At 72.4% G+C, this 20,323-nt stretch carries 18 protein-coding genes; all 18 read right to left on the bottom strand.

Features of this window, described 5'->3' with window-relative positions:
• Positions 1 to 22 precede the first annotated feature (22 nt).
• Entirely contained in the window at positions 23 to 952 is a 930-nt protein-coding gene (gene gmk, locus MTO99_RS05395; RefSeq protein WP_243557617.1) for a guanylate kinase, read from the bottom strand.
• On the bottom strand, positions 945 to 1,814 hold the full coding sequence (pyrF, locus tag MTO99_RS05400) for an orotidine-5'-phosphate decarboxylase (RefSeq protein ID WP_243557618.1): 870 nt from the start codon (positions 1,812 to 1,814) through the stop codon (positions 945 to 947). Before pyrF ends, gmk begins: the two co-directional genes overlap by 8 nt.
• A complete protein-coding gene (carB, locus tag MTO99_RS05405) occupies positions 1,811 to 5,101 on the bottom strand; it encodes a carbamoyl-phosphate synthase large subunit (RefSeq protein ID WP_243557619.1) in 3,291 nt (1,096 codons plus the stop codon). The genes pyrF and carB overlap by 4 nt, the downstream gene beginning before the upstream one ends.
• Positions 5,101 to 6,279: a glutamine-hydrolyzing carbamoyl-phosphate synthase small subunit gene (carA, locus tag MTO99_RS05410; protein WP_243557620.1), complete on the bottom strand. Its 1,179-nt coding sequence runs from the start codon at positions 6,277 to 6,279 to the stop codon at positions 5,101 to 5,103. Before carA ends, carB begins: the two co-directional genes overlap by 1 nt.
• The gene (locus tag MTO99_RS05415; RefSeq protein ID WP_243557621.1) at positions 6,276 to 6,827 is read right to left on the bottom strand and encodes a PH-like domain-containing protein; all 552 of its coding nucleotides are present in this window, start codon (positions 6,825 to 6,827) and stop codon (positions 6,276 to 6,278) included. The genes carA and MTO99_RS05415 overlap by 4 nt, the downstream gene beginning before the upstream one ends.
• A complete protein-coding gene (locus tag MTO99_RS05420; protein ID WP_243557622.1) occupies positions 6,827 to 8,155 on the bottom strand; it encodes a dihydroorotase in 1,329 nt (442 codons plus the stop codon). Before MTO99_RS05420 ends, MTO99_RS05415 begins: the two co-directional genes overlap by 1 nt.
• A complete protein-coding gene (locus MTO99_RS05425) occupies positions 8,152 to 9,105 on the bottom strand; it encodes an aspartate carbamoyltransferase catalytic subunit (protein WP_243557623.1) in 954 nt (317 codons plus the stop codon). The genes MTO99_RS05420 and MTO99_RS05425 overlap by 4 nt, the downstream gene beginning before the upstream one ends.
• Positions 9,105 to 9,644, bottom strand: a complete 540-nt coding sequence (pyrR, locus tag MTO99_RS05430) for a bifunctional pyr operon transcriptional regulator/uracil phosphoribosyltransferase PyrR (protein WP_290428399.1) — start codon at positions 9,642 to 9,644, stop codon at positions 9,105 to 9,107. The genes MTO99_RS05425 and pyrR overlap by 1 nt, the downstream gene beginning before the upstream one ends.
• A 247-nt stretch (positions 9,645 to 9,891) precedes the next feature.
• Positions 9,892 to 10,305 (bottom strand): transcription antitermination factor NusB, encoded by a 414-nt coding sequence (gene nusB / locus MTO99_RS05435; protein WP_243557624.1) that lies wholly within the window; start codon positions 10,303 to 10,305, stop codon positions 9,892 to 9,894.
• The gene (efp, locus tag MTO99_RS05440; protein ID WP_243557625.1) at positions 10,305 to 10,868 is read right to left on the bottom strand and encodes an elongation factor P; all 564 of its coding nucleotides are present in this window, start codon (positions 10,866 to 10,868) and stop codon (positions 10,305 to 10,307) included. Before efp ends, nusB begins: the two co-directional genes overlap by 1 nt.
• Before the next feature lie 75 nt (positions 10,869 to 10,943).
• Positions 10,944 to 11,384, bottom strand: a complete 441-nt coding sequence (locus MTO99_RS05445; RefSeq protein ID WP_243557626.1) for a type II 3-dehydroquinate dehydratase — start codon at positions 11,382 to 11,384, stop codon at positions 10,944 to 10,946.
• A 59-nt stretch (positions 11,385 to 11,443) separates the two neighbouring features.
• Positions 11,444 to 12,541, bottom strand: a complete 1,098-nt coding sequence (aroB, locus tag MTO99_RS05450; RefSeq protein ID WP_243557627.1) for a 3-dehydroquinate synthase — start codon at positions 12,539 to 12,541, stop codon at positions 11,444 to 11,446.
• Positions 12,538 to 13,047: a shikimate kinase gene (locus MTO99_RS05455; protein WP_243557628.1), complete on the bottom strand. Its 510-nt coding sequence runs from the start codon at positions 13,045 to 13,047 to the stop codon at positions 12,538 to 12,540. The genes aroB and MTO99_RS05455 overlap by 4 nt, the downstream gene beginning before the upstream one ends.
• Before the next feature lies 1 nt (position 13,048).
• Entirely contained in the window at positions 13,049 to 14,269 is a 1,221-nt protein-coding gene (gene aroC, locus MTO99_RS05460) for a chorismate synthase (protein WP_243557629.1), read from the bottom strand.
• Between the two features lie 125 nt (positions 14,270 to 14,394).
• Entirely contained in the window at positions 14,395 to 15,249 is an 855-nt protein-coding gene (locus MTO99_RS05465; RefSeq protein ID WP_243557630.1) for a shikimate dehydrogenase, read from the bottom strand.
• Positions 15,239 to 17,092 carry an endolytic transglycosylase MltG gene (gene mltG, locus MTO99_RS05470; RefSeq protein ID WP_243557631.1) on the bottom strand — a complete coding sequence of 618 codons (1,854 nt, stop codon included), beginning with the start codon at positions 17,090 to 17,092 and terminating at the stop codon, positions 15,239 to 15,241. Before mltG ends, MTO99_RS05465 begins: the two co-directional genes overlap by 11 nt.
• Positions 17,089 to 17,580 (bottom strand): Holliday junction resolvase RuvX, encoded by a 492-nt coding sequence (gene ruvX, locus MTO99_RS05475; protein WP_243557632.1) that lies wholly within the window; start codon positions 17,578 to 17,580, stop codon positions 17,089 to 17,091. Before ruvX ends, mltG begins: the two co-directional genes overlap by 4 nt.
• 15 nt (positions 17,581 to 17,595) lie before the next feature.
• Positions 17,596 to 20,253: an alanine--tRNA ligase gene (gene alaS / locus MTO99_RS05480; RefSeq protein WP_243557633.1), complete on the bottom strand. Its 2,658-nt coding sequence runs from the start codon at positions 20,251 to 20,253 to the stop codon at positions 17,596 to 17,598.
• Positions 20,254 to 20,323 lie beyond the last annotated feature (70 nt).

Below are 20,323 nucleotides of genomic sequence, written 5' to 3' on the forward strand. Positions count from 1 at the left end.
CACCCTCGGTGCGCCGGAAAGATCAGAGGGCGGGGCGGCGCGGCCTGCCCCGACGAGGCCTCATCAATTCTACGACCTTCTCGGCCGCCTCGCCGACGTCGTGGTTCACGACCCGGTGATCGAACTCGTCGACGGCCGCCAATTCGACCTTCGCGGTCTCGAGCCGGCGCTGCTGTTCGGCGGGCGTCTCGGTGCCGCGGCCGACCAGGCGGCGCACCAGTTCGTCCCAGGTCGGCGGCAGCAGGAACACGAGCGTCGCCTCGGGCATCGCCCGGCGCACCGAGCGCGCGCCCTGGATGTCGATCTCGAGCAGCACGCTGTCGCCCGCTGCGATCGCCTGTTCGACCGGGCGGCGCGGGGTGCCGTACCGGTGCGCGTTGTGCACGGTGGCCCACTCGAGCAGCTCGCCCGCCTCGACCATGCGGTCGAACTCGGCGTCGTCGACGAAGAAGTAGTGCTCGCCCTCGATCTCACCCGGGCGCGGCGCACGCGTCGTCGCCGACACCGAGAGCCGCACCTCGGGGTGGTGGTGTCGGATGTACGCGGCCACCGTGCCCTTGCCGACCGCGGTAGGCCCCGCCAGCACCACGAGGCGGTCGCCGATGCCGCCGTGCGCGGCGATCCAATCGGCCGTGAAGCGGCGCAGCCGCTGCCGCTGGAGGCGTCCGAGGCCGCCGATGCGCTTCGACGGGGAGATGTCGAGCTCCGCCATGATGCGCTCGGTCTTGGTGCGCCCGATCGCCGGGATCGAGCCGAGGAACTCGGTCACCCGCAGGCGACCCTCGACCCCCTCGGGCTCCTCCAGGCCGGCGCGCAGCACATCGAGGGGGCTGCGTCGGGAGTCGGCGATGTCGGCCTTCACCTCGGCGCGCGCGCGCCGGGCGGCGACCGCCGCACGGGACGCGGCGACCCGGTCGACCTCGGGCGGGCGGTTGCGGTCGGGCTCAGCCACGTGCGGCCCCCACGAGGTCGAGACGGCGGAGGATCTCGTCGGCGATGCCGTCGGGGCCGGCGGCCAGCACCGAGCGGGACTCGCTCACGATCACGCCGTCGGCCAGTCCACCGAAGATGCGCCGGAAGTCGGCCGGCTCTGCGCCCTGATGCCCGAATCCCGGGGCGAGCACGGGCAGCGCCGGGCCCGAGTCATCCGCCGCCTCGATGCCCGCGGCGACCAGGTCGACCGTCGCGCCGATCACGACGCCCATCGACCCGATTCCCGACGGCGCCGCCGTCTCGCGGTTCCAGGCGGAAACGCCCGACACGATCGCCCCGGCCACCGTCGCCCCGGCACGGCTCGACTCCTGCAGCACGGCGCCCTGGATCGGGCGGGCCTCGGGGTTCGACGTCGCCGCGAGCACGAGCAGGCCCTTGCCCGCCGCCTCCGCCTGCCGACGGACGGGCTCGATCGAACCGAGCCCCTGGTACGCGCTGATCGTCATCGCATCGGCCTCGAGCGGCGAACCCGGGGTGAGCCAGGCCTCGCCGTAGGCCGCCACGCTCGTGCCGATGTCGCCGCGCTTGGCGTCGGCGATGATCACGAGCCGCGCGTCGCGCGCCTCGGCCAGCACCCGCTCGAGCGCCGCGTACCCGGCGGCGCCGTGCCGCTCGAAGAACGCGACCTGCGGCTTCACGATGCCCGCCCGCCCGGCGACGGCACCCACGACCCGGAGCCCGAACTCGCGGGCCCCCTCGGCCGTGTCGGGCAGCCCCCACCGGTCGAGCAGGTCCGCGTGCGGATCGATGCCGACGCACAGCCGCCCGCGCTCGGCGAACGCCGTCGCGAGTCGCCCTCCGAATCCGATGCGATCGGTCACGCCGACACCTCCCGACGACGCTGGTACTCCTGCAGACTCGTCACCTCGAACCCGCCGCGCACCGCGTCCAGCGAGGCGACCGCGGCGCTCAGCTCGGCGATGGTGGTGAACAGCGGGATGTCGGCGGCGACCGCCGCGGCGCGGATCTCGTACCCGTCGGCCCGCGCGGACCGGCCGCTCGGCGTGTTCACCACGATGTCGACCTCGCCCCGGTGGATGAGCTCGACCACCGAGTCGGCGTCCTCGGTCGGCTTCTCGCTGAACTTGCCGACCTCGCCGGCCGCGATGCCGTTGCGGCGCAGCACCCCGGCCGTGCCCGCGGTCGCGCAGATGTCGAACCCGGCCTGCGAGAGCCGCAGGATCGGGAGGATGATCGCGCGCTTGTCGCGGTCGGAGACCGAGACGAACACGGTGCCGCCGAGCGGCATCCCGCCGTACGCGGCGACCTGGCTCTTCGCGAACGCGGTCGGGAAATCGCGGTCGATGCCCATGACCTCGCCCGTCGAGCGCATCTCGGGGCCCAGCACGGAGTCGACCATCGTGCCCTCGGCGGTGCGGAACCGGTGGAACGGCAGCACCGCCTCCTTCACCGCGACCGGCGCGTCGAACGGGATGCGCGAGCCGTCCGTCGCGGGCAGCAGGCCCTCCGCGACGAGCTCGCGGACGGTCGCGCCGACCATGATGCGGCTCGCCGCCTTGGCGAGCGGGATGCCGAGCGCCTTCGACACGAACGGCACCGTGCGGCTCGCGCGCGGGTTCGCCTCGAGCACGTAGAGCACGCCCGCACCGATCGCGAACTGCACGTTCAGCAGACCGCGCACGCCGATGCCCTCCGCGATCGCGCGGGTCGCCTCGCGCACCCGGTCGACCTGGTCGCGTCCGAGCGTCACGGGCGGCAGCGTGCAGCTCGAGTCGCCCGAGTGCACGCCGGCCTCCTCGATGTGCTCCATGACGCCGCCGATGTACAGCTCGGTGCCGTCGTAGAGGGCGTCGACGTCGATCTCGATCGCGTCGTCGAGGAACCGGTCGACGAGCAGCGGATGCGTCGGCCCCACGATGCCCTGATCGGCGATGCGGTCGAAGTAGTCGGCGAGCGACGCGGTGTCGTAGACGATCTCCATGCCGCGTCCGCCGAGCACGAAGCTCGGGCGCACCAGCACCGGGTAGCCGATGCCCTCGGCGACGTGGATCGCGCCGGCCAGGTCGGTCGCGGTGCCGTTCTTCGGAGCGAGCAGCCCCGCCCGATCGAGGATCCCCGAGAACAGCCCGCGCTCCTCGGCGAGGTCGATCGCCTCGGGCGTGGTGCCGAGGATCGGCACGCCGGCCGCTTCGAGGCCCTTCGCGAGCCCCAGCGCGGTCTGGCCGCCGAGCTGCACCACGACCCCGACGAGTTCGCCCGACTGCGACTCCGCGTGGATGACCTCGAGCACGTCCTCGAGCGTGAGCGGCTCGAAGTAGAGCCGGTCGCTCGTGTCGTAGTCGGTCGAGACCGTCTCGGGGTTGCAGTTGATCATGATCGTCTCGAACCCGGCGTCGTGCAGGGCGAACGACGCGTGCACGCACGAGTAGTCGAACTCGACGCCCTGGCCGATGCGGTTCGGACCCGAGCCGAGGATGACGACCTTGCGGCGGTCGCTCGGGGCGACCTCGGTCTCGAGGTCGTAGCTCGAGTAGTGGTACGGCGTGAGCGCGGGGAACTCGCCGGCGCAGGTGTCGACCGTCTTGTAGACCGGCCGGATGCCGAGGATGTGGCGCACCTCGCGGGCATCCGCCTCGCTGCCGAAGCCGCGGAGCTGGGCGATCTGCGCGTCCGAGAAGCCGTGGTCCTTCGCGAGCAGGATGGTGTCGGTGTCGAGCGTCTCGGCGGCCGCGACGCGGTCCGCGACCTCGTTGATCAGCACGATCTGGTCGAGGAACCACGGGTCGATCTTCGTCGCCTCGAACGCCTGCTCGATGGTCGCGCCCTTGCGCAGCGCCTGCTGCACCAGCACGATCCGCCCGTCGGTCGGGGTCTTCGCCAGCTCGAGCAGCTCGTCCGCGGTGCGCGCCTCGTCGCCCCAGTGGAAGCTCGACCCGCGCTTCTCGAGCGAGCGCAGCGCCTTCTGCAGCGCGGTCGTGTAGTTGCGGCCGATCGCCATCGCCTCGCCGACCGACTTCATGGTGGTGGTCAGCGTCGGGTCGGCGGCGGGGAACTTCTCGAACGCGAACCGCGGCACCTTCACGACGACGTAGTCGAGCGTCGGCTCGAACGACGCCGGGGTGACGCGGGTGATGTCGTTCGGGATCTCGTCGAGGCGGTAGCCGATCGCGAGCTTCGCGGCGATCTTCGCGATCGGGAACCCGGTCGCCTTCGACGCGAGCGCCGACGAGCGCGACACGCGCGGGTTCATCTCGATGACGATGATGCGGCCGTTCTCGGGGTTCACCGCGAACTGGATGTTGCAGCCGCCGGTGTCCACGCCCACCGCGCGGATGATGTCGATGCCGATGTCGCGCAGCTTCTGGTACTCGCGGTCGGTGAGGGTGAGCGCCGGGGCGACCGTGATCGAGTCGCCCGTGTGCACGCCCACCGGGTCGACGTTCTCGATCGAGCAGACCACGACCGTGTTGTCGGCCGTGTCGCGCATGAGCTCGAGCTCGTACTCCTTCCAGCCGAGGATCGACTCCTCGAGCAGCACCTCGGTCGTCGGCGAGTCGTGCAGCCCGGCGCCGGCGATGCGGCGCAGGTCGGCCTCGTCGTACGCGAACCCCGAGCCGAGGCCGCCCATCGTGAAGGACGGTCGCACCACGAGCGGGTACCCGAGGTCCTCGGCCGCGGCGAGCACCTCGTCCATGGTGTGCGCGATGTGCGAGCGCGCCGCCTCGGCGCCGCACTCGACGACGAGCTCCTTGAACAGCTGGCGGTCCTCGCCCTTGCGGATCGCGTCGACCTTCGCGCCGATGAGCTCGACGCCGTGCTTGGCGAGGATGCCGGCCTCTTCGAGCTGGATCGCCGCGTTCAGCGCGGTCTGGCCGCCGAGGGTCGGCAGCACCGCGTCGGGCCGCTCCTTGATGATGATCGACTCGATCACCTCGGGGGTGATCGGCTCGACATAGGTCGCGTCGGCGAAGTCGGGGTCGGTCATGATCGTGGCCGGGTTCGGGTTCACCAGGATGACCCGCACGCCCTCGGCGCGCAGCACACGGCAGGCCTGGGTGCCCGAGTAGTCGAACTCGGCCGCCTGGCCGATCACGATCGGGCCGGATCCGATGACGAGGACGGAGGTGATGTCGTCGCGCTTGGGCATTACTGCTGGACTCCTTCGGTCCGTGAGCCTGTCGAACGGTTCGCGATCACGAGATCGCGGAACCGATCGAAGAGGTAGTTCGCGTCGTGCGGTCCGGCCGCCGACTCGGGGTGGTACTGCACGCTGAACGCCGGGATGTCGAGGCAGTTGAGTCCCTCGACGACGTTGTCGTTGAGGTCGTAGTGGCTCACCTCGACGCGCCCGAAGCCCTCGGCCGATTCGCTGATCTCGCCGATCGGCGCGTCGACGGCGAACCCGTGGTTGTGCGCGGTGATCTCGACGCGGCCGGTCGCGACGTCGAGCACCGGCTGGTTGATGCCGCGGTGCCCGAACGGCAGCTTGTACGTCGGATAGCCGAGCGCGCGGCCGAGCAGCTGGTTGCCGAAGCAGATGCCGAAGTAGGGCAGGCCGGCTCGCAGCGAGGTGCGCAGCAGTTCGACGTGCCGGTCGGATGCTCCGGGGTCGCCGGGCCCGTTCGAGTAGAACAGCGCGTCGGGCTTCAGGGCGAGGACCTCCTCGGCGGTCACCGACTGCGGCAGCACGTGCACGTCGAAGCCGCGCTCGGCGAGGTAGTTCAGGGTCGAGGTCTTCACGCCCAGGTCGAGCACTGCGACCGAGCCGATCCGGTCGCCGACGGCGGGCAGCGTGTACGGCTCCTGCGTCGAGACGGTGCCCGACAGGTTCTGCCCGGCCATCTCGGCGCCGCCGAGCACCAGGTCGAGCTGCTCGCCGGGGGTGAGCGCGGCGTCCGCACCCGAGAAGATCCCGGCGCGCATCGCGCCCGCCGAGCGGATGTGGCGGGTCACGGCGCGGGTGTCGATGCCCGAGATGCCGACGATGCCGGCCGCGGCGAGGTCGTCGTCGAGCGACCGCTGCGCGCGGAAGTTCGACACCACCCGCGCCGGGTCGCGCACCACGAACCCGGCGACCCAGATCCGAGCCGATTCCATGTCGTCGTCGTTCATGCCCGTGTTGCCGATGTGCGGGGCGGTCATGAGCACGATCTGGCCCGCGTAGGACGGGTCGGTGAGCGTCTCCTGGTAGCCGGTCATGCCGGTCGCGAAGACGGCCTCGCCGAGGGTGCGGCCCAGCGCGCCGTAGGCTCGCCCGTCGTAGCGGGTGCCGTCCTCGAGGACGAGCACGGCCGGTTCGCTGGCCGGGCCGGTGGGTGCGGTCATTCGGATGCCTCGCTCTCGTGCGTGTCCGCCGGCCGGGGTTCCGGCGCAGCGGCGATGTCGGTGACGGCCGCGATGATGCCGGCCGCGTCGCCCGGGTACCGGGCGCGGAGGTAGCTGTCGACCCTGGTCGGGGTCGGCGCGGGTTCGGTCTCGTTCGCGATCCAGGTGATCGCCACGAGCCCCTCGGGCTCGACCCCGCGGTCGATGGCCCACGTGGCGCGGGCGGCGCCGGCGATGCGGTCGGCGGGCAGGAACCCGGGCAGCTCGCCCGCGATGCGCAGCACGACGCCCTCGGGGGCGACCTCGACGCGCCCGGAGCCGCGGAACGCGAGCCCCGGCAGCGCGAGCCGTTCGAGGGGCCGGCCCTCGGGGGTGGTGGCGACGTACAGCACCTCGCAGTCGATGGCGGCCGCGCCGAGCGACGTCGGCACCGGATAGGCCGACAGCGCCGCGTCGCGTTCGCTGCGCCGCCGCCACGACCTGATCATCAGCCATCCGGCCGCGCCGATCACGACGACCGCCAGCGCGGCGCCGATCCAGTAGCCCATCAGCGCTCGCCGCCCCTCGAGGCGACCTCGTCGACGGACCTGACCGCCCCGTCGAGCACGGTGGCCCGGCCGCGGTGGATCGTCGCGACGACCCGCCCGGGCAGGGTGCGTCCGAGGTACGGCGAGTTCACGCTGCGGCCGACCAGGTCGCCGGCGGCGAACTCGCGGCTCGCGGTCGGGTCGACGAGGGTCAGCTCGGCCGGCGCACCGACCTCGAGCGGCGTGCCGTGCCCGGTGAGGCGGCCGATACGGGCCGGCGTCTCGCTCATCACGCGGGCGACGTCGGACCAGCTCAGCAGGCCGGTGTCGACCATCGCGTGCTGCACGACCGACAGCGCGGACTCGAGCCCGACCATGCCGTTCGCGGCGGCGGCCCACTCGACCTCCTTCGCCTCGACCGGGTGCGGCGCGTGGTCGGTCGCGACGATGTCGATGGTGCCGTCGGCGAGCGCCTCCCGCACCGCCTCGACGTCATCGCGGCTGCGCAGCGGCGGGTTCACCTTGAAGCGGGAGTCGTAGCCCGCCACCAGGTCCTCGGTGAGCAGCAGGTGGTGCGGGGTCACTTCTGCGGTGACCTGGATGCCGCGGGCCTTCGCCCAGCGGATCACCTCGACGCTGCCCGCGGTCGAGACATGGCACACGTGCAGGCGGCTGCCGACGTGCTCGGCGAGCAGCACGTCGCGCGCGATGATCGCCTCCTCGGCGACCGCGGGCCATCCGGCGAGCCCGAGCTCGCCCGACAGCGCGCCCTCGTTCATCTGGGCGCCCTCGGTGAGCCGCGGCTCCTGCGCGTGCTGGGCGATGACGCCGTCGAACGCCTTCACGTACTCGAGCGCGCGCCGCATGAGCAGCGGGTCGTGCACGCAGAAGCCGTCGTCGCTGAACACCCGCACCTGGGCGCGCGAGCGGGCCATGGCGCCGAGCTCGGCGAGCCGTTCGCCCGCGAGACCGACGGTGACGGCGCCGATCGGCTGCACGGTGGCGTAGCCGGCGGCCTCGCCGAGCGCGAGCTCCTGCTCGACGACGCCGGCGGTGTCGGCGACCGGCGACGTGTTCGCCATCGCGAACACCGCGGTGTAGCCGCCGGCGGCGGCGGCCCGGGTGCCGGTGAGCACCGTCTCGCTCTGCTCGTAGCCGGGCTCGCGCAGGTGCGTGTGCAGGTCGACGAGCCCGGGCAGCGCGATGAGCCCGTCGGCGTCGATGCGCGTGGCATCCGCGGAGCTCAGGCCCGAACCGATCTCGGCGATGACGCCGCCCTCGAGGAGGAGGTCGGTGCGCGAGCCGTCGGCGAGCGCGGCGCCCGTGATGAGGTAGGCGGGCGCGGTCATCGGGCGTCCTCCTCACCGGCGAGCAGCAGGTAGAGGGCGGCCATTCTCACGGAGACTCCATTCGCAACCTGCTCGAGCACGCTCGACTGCGCGGAGTCGGCGGCGGCGGCAGAGATCTCGAGGCCGCGATTCATCGGGCCGGGGTGCATGACCATCGTATCGGCCGGTAGACGGCGGAATCGCTCGTCGTCGAGGCCCCACGCGCGGGCGTACTCGCGGCTGTTCGGGAAGAACCCGCCGTGCATGCGCTCCTGCTGGATGCGCAGCATCATGACCGCGTCGGGGGCCGAGTCGACGGCCTCGTCGAGGTCGTAGCCGATGCGCGCCGGCCAGGCGCTCGTGTCGACCGGCAGCAGCGTGGGCGGGGCGACGAGGTCGACGGTCGCGCCGAGCGTGTCGAGCAGCCACACGTTCGATCGGGCGACCCGGGAGTGCAGCACGTCGCCGACGATGACGACGCGCACCCCGTCGAGGTCGCGTCCGCGCGACGCGCCCGGCCCGTGGATGCGCCGGCGCAGCGTGAAGGCGTCGAGCAGCGCCTGCGTGGGGTGCTCGTGCGTGCCGTCGCCGGCGTTGATCACGCCTGCGTCGATCCATCCGCTGTGCGCGAGCACCTGGGGCGCGCCCGACGCGCCGTGGCGGATGACGACGCCGTCGGCGCCGATCGCGGCGAGGGTCTGCGCGGTGTCCTTCAGGCTCTCGCCCTTCGAGACGCTCGAGCCCTTGGCGCTGAAGTTGATGACGTCGGCGCTCAGCCGCTTCGCGGCGGCTTCGAACGAGATGCGGGTGCGTGTCGAGTCCTCGAAGAACAGGTTGACGACGGTCTTGCCGCGCAGCGTCGGCAGCTTCTTGACCTCGCGCTCGTGCACGCGGGCCATGTCCTCGGCGATGTCGAGCAGCTCGATCGCCTGGTCGCGGGAGAGGTCGCGGGTCGACAGCAGGTGGCGCATCAGTCGTCGGCCCCCTCGATGACCACGGCGTCCTCGCCGTCGGTCTCGACGAGCCGCACCGAGATGCGCTCGGTCTTCGAGCTGGGCAGGTTCTTGCCGACGAAGTCGGCGCGGATCGGGAACTCCCGGTGCCCGCGGTCGACGAGCACGGCGAGTCGCACCGCACGGGCGCGGCCGAGGTCGTTCAGCGCGTCGAAGGCGGCGCGGATGGTGCGGCCCGAGTAGAGCACGTCGTCGACGAGCACCACCGTCTTGCCGTCGATGCCGTCGTCGGGCACCTCGGTCGGTGCGGGGGTGCGCGTGCGGGTGCGGGCGAGGTCGTCGCGGTACATCGTCACGTCGAGCGAACCGGCCGGCGCGGATGCCCCGGGCTCGATGCGTGCGATGGTCTCCGCGATGCGGCGGGCGAGTGCCACGCCCCTGGTGGGGATCCCGAGGATGACGAGATCGGACCCGCCCTTGTTGGACTCGAGGATCTCGTGCGAGATGCGGGTCAACGCCCGCTGGATGTCAGCCTGACCGAGCACGACGCGTGCCAAATGCAGACTCCCTTCTCCGCCTCACCGGACGGTCTTCAAGGTTGTCGTTCCCGACCAGCCTACCAGCGGCGCCGCGGCGGAGGACGCACGGGCGCCGGCGGACGCACGGGTGCCGGAGGACGCACGGGCGCCGGCGGCGGAGGATCTCGATGACACGGCCCGGGTCCCGCCGGGCCCGGGCAGCACGAAGGCCCGCACGATCGGATCGTGCGGGCCCTCGACGCGTTCGGGCGCGGTGCGGTGCGGTTCAGCCCTTCGCGTGCGAGACGGCGGCGAGCAGTCCGTTCACGAAGCCGGCCGAGTCATCCGTCGAGAGCACCGTGGCCGCCTCCACGGCCTCGGAGATCGCGACCGGATCGGGGACCTCGTCGTTCCAGACGATCTCCCAGACGCCGATGCGCAGCAGGGCCCGGTCGACCGCGGGCATGCGCTCGAGCGTCCACCCGCGCGAGTGCGTGGTGATCAGCTCGTCGATCTCGTCGTGGTGGTCGACGATGCCGTCGATGATCTCGCGCGCGTACAGCCAGGACGCCTGGCGTTCGGGCTCGTTCACCGCACGCTCGGCCTCGACCGCGAGCAGCTGTTCGACCGGGACCCGGCGCATGTCGGCCGAGTACAGCAGGTCGAGTGCGCGTTTGCGCGCCTTGGTCCGAGCGCTCACTAGTCGTTCACGCGGCCGAGGTAGTCGCCCGTGCGGGTGTCGACCTTGACCTTCGTGCCGGTCTCGAGGAACAGCGGCACCTGGATCTCGTAGCCGGTCTCGACCGTGGCGGGCTTGGTGCCGCCGGTCGAGCGGTCGCCCTGCAGGCCCGGCTCGGTGTAGGTGATCTCGAGCACGACGGACGCGGGCAGGTCGACGTAGAGCGGGTTGCCGTTGTTCAGGGCGATCGTGACGGCCTGGTTCTCGAGCATGAAGTTCGCGGCGTCGCCGACCGTGGCGGCGGGCACGTTGATCTGGTCGTAGTCGACCGCGTCCATGAAGACGAAGTTCTCGCCGTCGTTGTACAGGTAGGTGAAGTCGCGACGGTCGACGTTCTCGATGTCGACCTTCGCACCGGCGTTGTACGTGCGGTCGACCACCTTGCCGGTGACGACGTTCTTCAGCTTGGTGCGCACGAACGCGCCGCCCTTGCCGGGCTTGACGTGCTGGAACTCGATGACGCTCCAGAGCTGGCCGTCGATGCTGAGGACGACGCCGTTCTTGATGTCTGCGGTCGATGCCATGGAGGGATCACTCCGATCGGTTGGGGAAGTCTGCGGGCACGCCGAACGGCGTGCGACTGATCGAGTGTAGTCGACTCAGCCGAGCGAGCGCTGGATCCAGTCGACCGCCAGACGGTACGACTCGGCGCCGAACCCGGCGATCACCCCGGTCGCGACGCCCGAGATGACGCTCGTGTGCCGGAACGTCTCGCGCGTGTGCGGGTTCGACAGGTGCACCTCGACGAGCGGCACGCCCGCCTGCTTCAGCTGGGCGGCGGCGTCGCGCAGCGCGTAGCTGTAGTGCGTGAACGCGGCCGGGTTCAGCACCACGGGCAGCTTCCGGTCGACGGCCTCGTGGATCCACGAGATGAGCTCGGCCTCGTCGTCGGTCTGGCGCAGGTCGATCGTCAGGTCGGGTGCGGATGCCTCGAGCTGCGCTCCGATGTCGGCGAGGGTCTCGGACCCGTACACCTCGGGCTCGCGGGTGCCGAGCCGGCCGAGGTTCGGTCCGTTCAGCACGAGGATCGTCTGCGTCACGGCCACAGCCTAGCCGCGAGGCATCCGGTCGAGGTCGGATGCTGCGCCGCCCGCCGCGCTCACGACGCGATCTCCTGGTACGCGGCGAAGAGCAGCGACTGGTCGGGCGCATGCATGACCGTCGGCTTGGCGAGATCGTCGAGCACGATGAACCGCAGCTGGCCGGCGCGCGCCTTCTTGTCGCGCTGCATGGTGGCCAGCAGCGTGTTCCACCGGCCGGCCGGGTAACTCGTCGGCAGGCTCAGCAGGTCGAGCACGCGCTTGTGCCGGTCGGCGACCTCGTCGCTCAGCCGCCCGCTCAGCCGCCCCAGTTCGGCGGCGAACGCCAGGCCGACCGCGACCGCCGCGCCGTGCCGCCACTGGTACCGCTCGGCGTGCTCGACCGCGTGGCCGAGCGTGTGCCCGTAGTTCAGGATCTCGCGCAGGCCCGCCTCGCGGAAGTCCTCGGAGACGACCTCCGCCTTCATGCGGATCGCGAGCTCGATGCAGCGGCGGAACTCGGGCGTCGCGGGGTCCGTCGCCCGGTCGGGGTCGGCCTCGACGAGGTCGAGGATCTCGGGGTACCGGATGAATCCGGCCTTCACGACCTCGGCGAACCCGGCCAGGATCTCGTTCTTCGGCAGCGTGTCGAGCAGGTCGAGGTCGCACAGCACCGCCGCGGGCGGCCAGAACGCGCCGACCAGGTTCTTGCCCTCGTTCGTGTTGATGCCGGTCTTGCCGCCGACGGCCGCGTCGACCATGCCGAGCACGGTGGTGGGCACCTGCACGATGCGCACGCCGCGCAACCAGGTCGCCGCGACGAACCCGGCGATATCGGTCACCGCGCCCCCGCCGAAGCCGACGATCGCGTCGGTGCGGGTGAAGTCGGCCTGGCCGAGGATCTGCCAGCAGAACGCCGCCACCTCGACGCGCTTGCCCGACTCGGCGTCGGGGATCTCGGCGAGCAGCACCTCGTACCGGTCGACCATCGACTCGCGGAGCTCGGCCGCGCGGGCGCCGAGCGTCGGCGGGTGCACGAGCAGCACCTTGCGCACCGACGCCCCGAGGGCGTCGGCGAGCCCGGCCAGCACGCCGCGGCCGATCACGACGTCGTAACCGTCGTCGGCGCCCACCCGGATGGTCGTCAGGTCGTCGCCGGTCGTCTGCTCGTCGCTCATTCGTGCACTCCGAATCGCCCGGTGATGTCGGCGACGATCCGCGCGACCGAGCGGCGCGAGGTGTCGATCGTGAGGTCGGCGAGCGAGGCGTAGACCGGTTCGCGCTCGGTGTTGATGCGTCGCCAGGCGTCGATGCCGCCGTCGACGAGCAGCGGGCGCCCGCCGCCCGCCAGCCGCGAGGCCACCGCCTGCGGCGTGACCCGCAGCCAGACCACGGGAAGCTCGGCGAGATCACGACGGGTGCCGGGGTCGAGCACGGCGCCGCCGCCGAGCGAGACGACCGCGTCTTCGTGCAGCGCCTCGGCGACGACCTCGCGCTCGAGCTCGCGGAACCCCGGTTCGCCGCGCTCGGCGAAGATGTCGGGGATCGTGCCGTGCCGTTCGACGATGCGCGCATCGGTGTCGATGAACGGCGCGCCGGCCGATGCGGCGAGCCGCATGCCGACCCGGGTCTTGCCGGCGCCCATCGGGCCGATGAGCACGACCGGCAGGCTCAGCCGCGCCACGTCAGGCCAGGCCGACGACCGCCGCGTCGGCGGTGCCGGCGGTCGCGAGCGACTCGGGGATCGCGGCGAGGTAGGTGGTGAGGTTGCGGCGCGTCTCGGCGACCGAGTCGCCGCCGAACTTCTCGAGCACCGCGTCGGCCACGACGAGCGCGACCATCGCCTCGGCGACCACGCCGGCGGCCGGAACCGCGCAGACGTCGGAACGCTGATGGTGCGCCGGGGCCGGCTCGCCGGTCGCGACGTCGACGGTCGGCAGCGCGTGCGGAACCGTCGCGATCGGCTTCATCCCGGCGCGCACGCGCAGCACGGTGCCCGTCGACATGCCGCCCTCGGTGCCGCCCGCGCGGTCGGAGCCGCGCACGATGCGCCCGTCGGCCAGATGCAGTTCGTCGTGCGCGACCGAGCCGCGGCGCCGGGTCGTCTCGAACCCGTCGCCCACCTCGACGCCCTTGATCGCCTGGATGCCCATGAGCGCGCCGGCGAGCCGGCCGTCGAGACGGCGATCCCAGTGCGTGTACGAGCCGAGCCCCGGGGGCACGCCGTACACGAGCACCTCGACGACACCGCCGAGGGTGTCGCCGTCCTTGTGGGCGGCGTCGACCTCGGCGACCATCAGCTCGCTCGTCGCCGGGTCGAAGCAGCGCAGCGGGTCGGCGTCGAGCCGGTCGACGTCGTCGGGCACGGGCAGCGGCGCGCCGTCGGGCACGCGGACGGGCCCGATCGACAGCGTGTGCGCCACCGTGCGGATGCCGAGTTCGGCGAGGAACGCCTTCGCGACCGCGCCGAGCGCGACCCGGGCGGCGGTCTCGCGGGCGCTCGCGCGCTCGAGCACCGGCCGCGCCTCGTCGAAGCCGTACTTCTGCATGCCCACGAGGTCGGCGTGACCCGGTCGGGGCCGGGTGAGCGGGGCGCCGCGGCCGCGACCCAGCGAGTCGGGGTCGACGGGCTCGGGGCTCATCACCTGCTGCCACTTGGGCCACTCGGTGTTGCCGACGCGCAGCGCGATCGGGCTGCCGAGGCTCACCCCGTGGCGCACCCCGCCCGAGATCGCCAGTTCGTCCTGCTCGAACTTCATGCGCGCACCCCGGCCGTAGCCGAGCTTGCGGCGCGCGAGATCGTCGCGGATCGCGTCGAGTGAGACGGGGGTGCCGGCGGGGAGACCCTCGAGGATCGCCACGAGCTCAGGGCCGTGGGACTCTCCGGCGGTGAGCCAACGGAGCATGTCGTCCATCCTCCCACAGGCGGGCGAGCCCGCCGGCCGCGTGACGGCCCGAGACGGCCCGGCGGCCACGGCGCGGCCGGCTCCGGTTCGGTGCGCACGGTGCGCACCGGTTCGGTGCGGATGCCTCAGACGAGCGCCGCGCGCATCGCGGCGAGCACGCGCGCCTCGCCGTCGAGCGGAACCCCGGGCGACCCGTGCGCGAACACCCGCACCTGGAGCAGCGCCTGATGCAGCAGCATCCCGAGGCCGTCGGCGACCCGGCCGCCCGCCTCGAGCCACTGCGACGCGAGCGCGGTCGGCCAGTGCCCGTAGACGACGTCGAGCAGGAACGCGTCCCGTCGGAGCGCAACGGACGCCTCGACCCCCGGATCGGTGCCGCCGGGCAGCGTCGCGATCACGAGCTGGGTTCCGCCCGAGGCATCCGACAGCGCCGTGATCGGATGCGCGCGCACCGCGACCTCCAGCCGCTCGCCGAGCGCGACCAGCCCGGCCGCCTTCCCGGGCGTGCGCAGGTAGACGTCCACGGCGCGCCCGCCCAGATCGGCGATCGCGATGAGCGCCGACGCGGCCGTCGCGCCGGCCCCGACGATCGCAGCGCGGTCGACGGATGCGACGTCCTGCTCGCGCAGCGAGTTCACGATGCCGCCGACATCGGTGTTGAACCCGAGTCGACGCCCGTCGGCGAACCGGACCGTGTTCGCGGCGCCCGCCAGGACGGCCACCCGGTCGAGCTCGTCGACCAGCCCCAGCACCTCGTGCTTCAACGGGAACGTCAGCGACAGGCCCCGCCAGCTCGCGTCGCACGAGTCGAGGAACCCGGCCAGGCCGCGTTCGTCGACCTCGATCGCGGTGTACTCCCAGTCGAGGCCGAGCGCGCGGTACGCGGCGGCGTGCAGCAGCGGGCTCTTCGAGTGCGCGATCGGCGAGCCGAGGACGGCGAGCCGCACGTCGCCGTGCCCGGGCTGCGGTTCAGTCCCCATCGTCGGGGTGGTCCTCGAGCCACTGGTAGAACTGCTCGGCCGCGGCCTCGTGCTCTTCGATCGTGTTCGTGAAGATCGTCTCGCCCGTGTCGGGGTTCACAGTGACGAAGTAGAGCCACTCCCCCGGCTCGGGGTTCAGCGCGGCCTGGATCGCAGCCGCACCGGGGTTGCCGATCGGTCCCGGCGGCAGGCCGGCGTGCACATACGTGTTGAACGGGTTCGACGCGTCCTCGCGCTCGGCGTCGGTGGTCGTGACGACCGAGTCGTCGCCGAGACCGTAGTGCACGGTCGAGTCGAACTGCAGCAGCATGCCCTGGTCGAGCCGGTTCTGGATGACGCGGGACACCTTGCCGAAGTCCTGCGGCAGGCCCTCGCGTTCGACCAACGACGCGATGGTGGCCACGCGCAGCCGGTCCTCGGGCGCGACGCCGGCCGCGTCGTACTCCTGGAGCGCGCGGTCGACCATGGTCTGCACGACCTCCTGCGCGGTGACGCCGGGGTCGAACGTGTAGACCGCCGGGAAGAGGAACCCCTCGACGCTGGTCGCCTCGGCCGGGAGGCCGAGCGCCTGCGGATCGGCCGCCGCGGCCTCGAGGTCCTCGATCGGCATGTCGAGCATGGCGGAAGCCTCGGCCAGCACGTCCCGAGCCCAGGCGCCCTCGCGGAACCGCACCGTGTTCTCCATGCGGTTGGTTTCGTCGAGCAGCGCGTCCAGCGCCGCCTTCGCACTCATCTGCTGCGCCATTCGATAGACGCCCGGATAGAAGGTCGGCGCCTCGCCCTGCGCTGCGATGGCCTCGAGGAACGCCTCCTCCGAGGCCACGATGTCCTCCTCCACGAGCCGGGCGGCGATCGACGTGCCGGTGTCTCCGTCCTCGATCGAGAACAGCACCTCGCCCGTGCCCTGCCCCGAGTAGTCGGCGGCGGGCTGGAAGCGCTCGATGATCGCCGTGATCGGACCCTGCAAGGCGAACCACGCACCGGCACCCAGCGCCGCCACCACCAGCAGCGCGATGAGGCAGCCCCATGCACCGCGCCGGCGTCGCTTCGGCGTGTTCGGCTCGTCGTGGAGCGCGTGCAGTTCGTCGACCGCGGCCATCTCGCGGCGCTCGGCACGGCTCGGCCGGCCGGTCGTCGGCGCGGCCGGCTCCACCGCGAACGGGAAGCCGGACTCGGCCCGGGGGTCGGCATTCGGTCGGACGACGGTGTCGGCGGCGAGGACCGCGGCGAACGGGTCCGCCTCCTCGGTCGCCCAGGCATCGGGCGCACCCGAGTGCTCGGCCGGGTCGGCCGGCCACTGCTCGTCGGGCACCGGCTCGGCGGGCCACTGCTCGGCCTGCACCGGCTCAGCGGGCCACTTCTCGTCGGGCACGGGCTCAGCGGGCCACTGCTCGTCGGGCACCGGCTCGGCCGGCCACTGCTCGGCCGCCGGTTCCTCCTGTGCTGCGCCGTGCAGCTCGGCCTCGCGCCGACGCTCGGCTTCACGGGCCTCGCGGCGTGTCAACGGTCGGCCGCTCGGCGCACCGGGGTCGGCACCGGATGCGCCGGGCGCGCCGGGCGCGCCGGCGGGCGGCGGCGTCGACGCGGCGGGGCGCTGCGGCGCAGACCCGTCACCGGGCGGCGTCGGCGCTGACCCGATGCTCGGTCCCGCACCGCCGGGACGCGGTGCGCGCGGAGCACCGAGCATGCCGTCGGCCTGCCTGCCGCCGGTCTGCCCGCCGCCCGACGACGCGCGGCCCCGCGCCGCCGGTCGTTGCGGCGGCGCACCTCCCGCGAGCAGCGCCTGCCAGTCGGCGGCGATGCCATCGCCGGCCGCATCGGGGTCGGGGGGAAGGTGGGTCACGTGGGTGGGGGCCCTTCGTCGGCCGGGACCAGCCGGCCCGGTGCGTTGCCCGACGCACGCTCCGCGTCGATGGCATGTTGCAAAATGATAACGGCTGCGGCCTGATCGACGACGGAACGCTGCCGTTTGGCGGGTCGCCCCGCCGCGCGCAGATCGCGTTGCGCGCTCACGGTCGACAAGCGTTCGTCGACGAGCCGCACCGGCAGATCGGACCCCCGGGCCAGTCGCCCCGCGAAGGCGATCGCGTCATCGGTCGACGCGGTCGCCCGACCCGAGAGCGCGAGCGGGTTGCCGACCACCAACTCGAACGCGCCGTACTCGTCGGCGAGCTCGAGGATCCGACGCACGTCGGCATCGGCATCCGCCGCCCCCTCGGCGACCCGAGCCACCGTCTCGACGGGCACCGCGAGGATCGCGCCGGCATCGCTGCGGGCGACGCCGATGCGCGCACGCCCCACGTCGATGCCGAGTCTCACTCCCTGGCGCATCGCACCGACCACGTCTCAGTGCGCGAGTTCGCCGCGCACCGCCTCGAGCGCCGCGGGCGCGGCCGACACGTCGGTGCCGCCGCCCTGCGCGAGATCGGGCTTGCCGCCGCCGCCGCCGCCGAGCACGCCCGCCATGCGCTTGGCGAGCGCGCCCGCGTTCGCGCCGGCGTCGCGCGCCGCGGGCGAGGTCGCCACGATCGCGAGCGGCTTGCCGCCGACCTCGGCCGTGAGCGCGACCACGGATGCCACGTCGCCGAGCCGCGCCCGCACCGCGGTCGCCAGCGAACGCAGATCGTCGCCGGAGCCGAGAGTGCCGACGTGCTCGGCCACGAGCAGCACCTCGCCGACCCGGGCGGCGTTCGCCGCCAGCGCCGGCACGCGGTCGCTGAGCGCACGCGCCTCGAACGCCTGGATCTTCTTCTCGGCGGTCTTCAGGCTCTGCACGAGGTCGCCGACGCGGTCGACGAGCTGGTCGGGCCGCGTCTTCAGGTTCTGCGTGAGCTGCTGCACGAGCGCGCGCTCGGCGGCGAACTGCCGGAACGCCTCGAGCCCGACGAGGGACTCCACGCGGCGGTTCGACGCGCCGACCGAGGACTCGCCGATGATGTTGATCATGCCGACCTCGGCACTCGTGGATACGTGCGTGCCGGCGCAGAGCTCGCGCGACCAGGGGCCGCCGATGTCGACCACGCGCACGACGTCGCCGTACTTCTCGCCGAACAGCGCCATCGCGCCGAGTTCGCGCGCCTCGTCGAGCGGCATCTCGCGCGTGAGCACTTCGAGGTTGTCGCGGATCGCGTTGTTCGAGATCTCCTCGATCTCGCTGCGGGTCTCGGGCGAGAGCGTCTTGTTCCAGCCGTAGTCGAGCCGCAGGTAGCCGGCCTTGTTGAACGACCCCGACTGGTGCGCGTTGGGGCCGAGCACCTGGCGCAGCGCGGCGTGCACGAGGTGCGTGCCCGAGTGCGCCTGGGTCGCCCCGCGCCGGTAGTCGGCGTCGACGACCGTGGTCGCCGCGGCGCCCGCGCCGACCTCGCCGCGCACGACCTTCACGGTGTGCGAGATGAGGCCCGCGACGGGCTTCTGCACGTCGAGCACCTCGAGTTCGAACCCGTCGCCGACGATCGTGCCCTGGTCGGGCGCCTGACCGCCGGACTCGGCGTAGAGCGACGTCTCGGCGAGGATCACCTCGGCCGTCTGCCCCGCCACGGCGCGCTGCGCGGGAGCCCCGTCGACGAGGATGCCGAGCACCGAGGTCTCGGTGGTGAGGTCGGTGTAGCCGGTGAAGATCGTCTCGCCCTTGGCGCGGAACTCGCCGTAGACCGACAGGTCGGCGAGGACCTTCTTCTTCGACTTCGCATCGGCCTTCGCCCTGGCGCGCTGATCGGACATCAGCGCGTCGAACGCCGCACGGTCGACCGCGAGGCCCGCCTCGTCGGCCATCTCGAGCGTGAGCTCGATCGGGAACCCGTAGGTGTCGTGCAGGAGGAAGGCGGTGTCGCCCGCCAGCTCGGCGCGGCCCGCATCCTTCGTCTTCTGCACCGCGAGGTCGAGGATGGTGGTGCCGCCCGCGAGCGTGCGCAGGAACGTCTCCTCCTCGCCGAGGGCGAGCTGCTCGATGTGCGCGTAGCCGCGGTCGACCTCGGGGTACGCCGTCTTCATGGCGTCGCGGGACGCGGCGAACAGGTCGTGGAAGGTGGGCCCGTCGACGCCGAGCAGTCGCATGGCACGGATGCTCCGGCGCAGGAGCCGTCGCAGGATGTACCCGCGACCCTCGTTCGACGGCGTCACACCGTCGCCCATCAGCATCAGCGACGAGCGGACGTGGTCGGCGATGATGCGCATGCGCACGTCGTCTTCGTGGTCGGCGCCGTAGCGCCGCCCCGAGAGTTCGGACGCGCGGTCGAGCACCGGGCGCACCTGGTCGATCTCGTACATGTTCTCGACGCCCTGCTTGATGAAGGCGACGCGCTCGAGGCCCATGCCGGTGTCGATGTTCTTCTTGGGCAGCGAGCCCACCACGTCGAAGTCGACCTTCGAGGTGACGTTCGCGATCAGCTCCTGCATGAACACGAGGTTCCAGATCTCGGTGAACCGGTCGTCGTCGACCGCGGGGCCGCCGTCGCGGCCGTACTTCGGACCGCGGTCGAAGTAGATCTCGGAGCAGGGGCCGCCGGGGCCGGGCTGGCCGGTGTGCCAGTAGTTGTCGGACTTGCCCATCCGCTGGATGCGCTCGGCCGGAAGCCCGGCGATCTTCTGCCACAGCGCCGCGGCCTCGTCATCGGTCTCGTAGACCGTGACCCACAGGTCGCGTTCGGCGAAGCCGAGCCCGCCGGACGACTCGGGGCTCGTGAGCAGCTCCCACGCGTACTCGATCGCGCCTTCCTTGAAGTAGTCGCCGAACGACCAGTTGCCGAGCATCTGGAAGAACGTGCCGTGGCGGGCGGTCTTGCCGACCTCTTCGATGTCGTTGGTGCGGATGCACTTCTGCACGTCGGCCGCACGCGGGTACGGCGCCGGCACGGTGCCCGTGAGGTACGGCACGAACGGCACCATGCCGGCGACCGTGAACAGCAGCGTCGGGTCGTCGGAGACGAGCGACGCCGACGGCACGATGGTGTGGCCGCGCTGGGCGAAGAAGTCGAGGTAGCGGCGGCTGATCTCGGCGGTCTGCATGGTTCCGTTCCGGGGTTCGGCGCCCGAAGGGCGCGGATGGTTCTGAGCCGACGCGGTGGGTCGGTGCGTG

This window comes from Agromyces larvae, assembly GCF_022811705.1.
In the GTDB taxonomy this organism is placed as follows: domain Bacteria; phylum Actinomycetota; class Actinomycetes; order Actinomycetales; family Microbacteriaceae; genus Agromyces; species Agromyces larvae.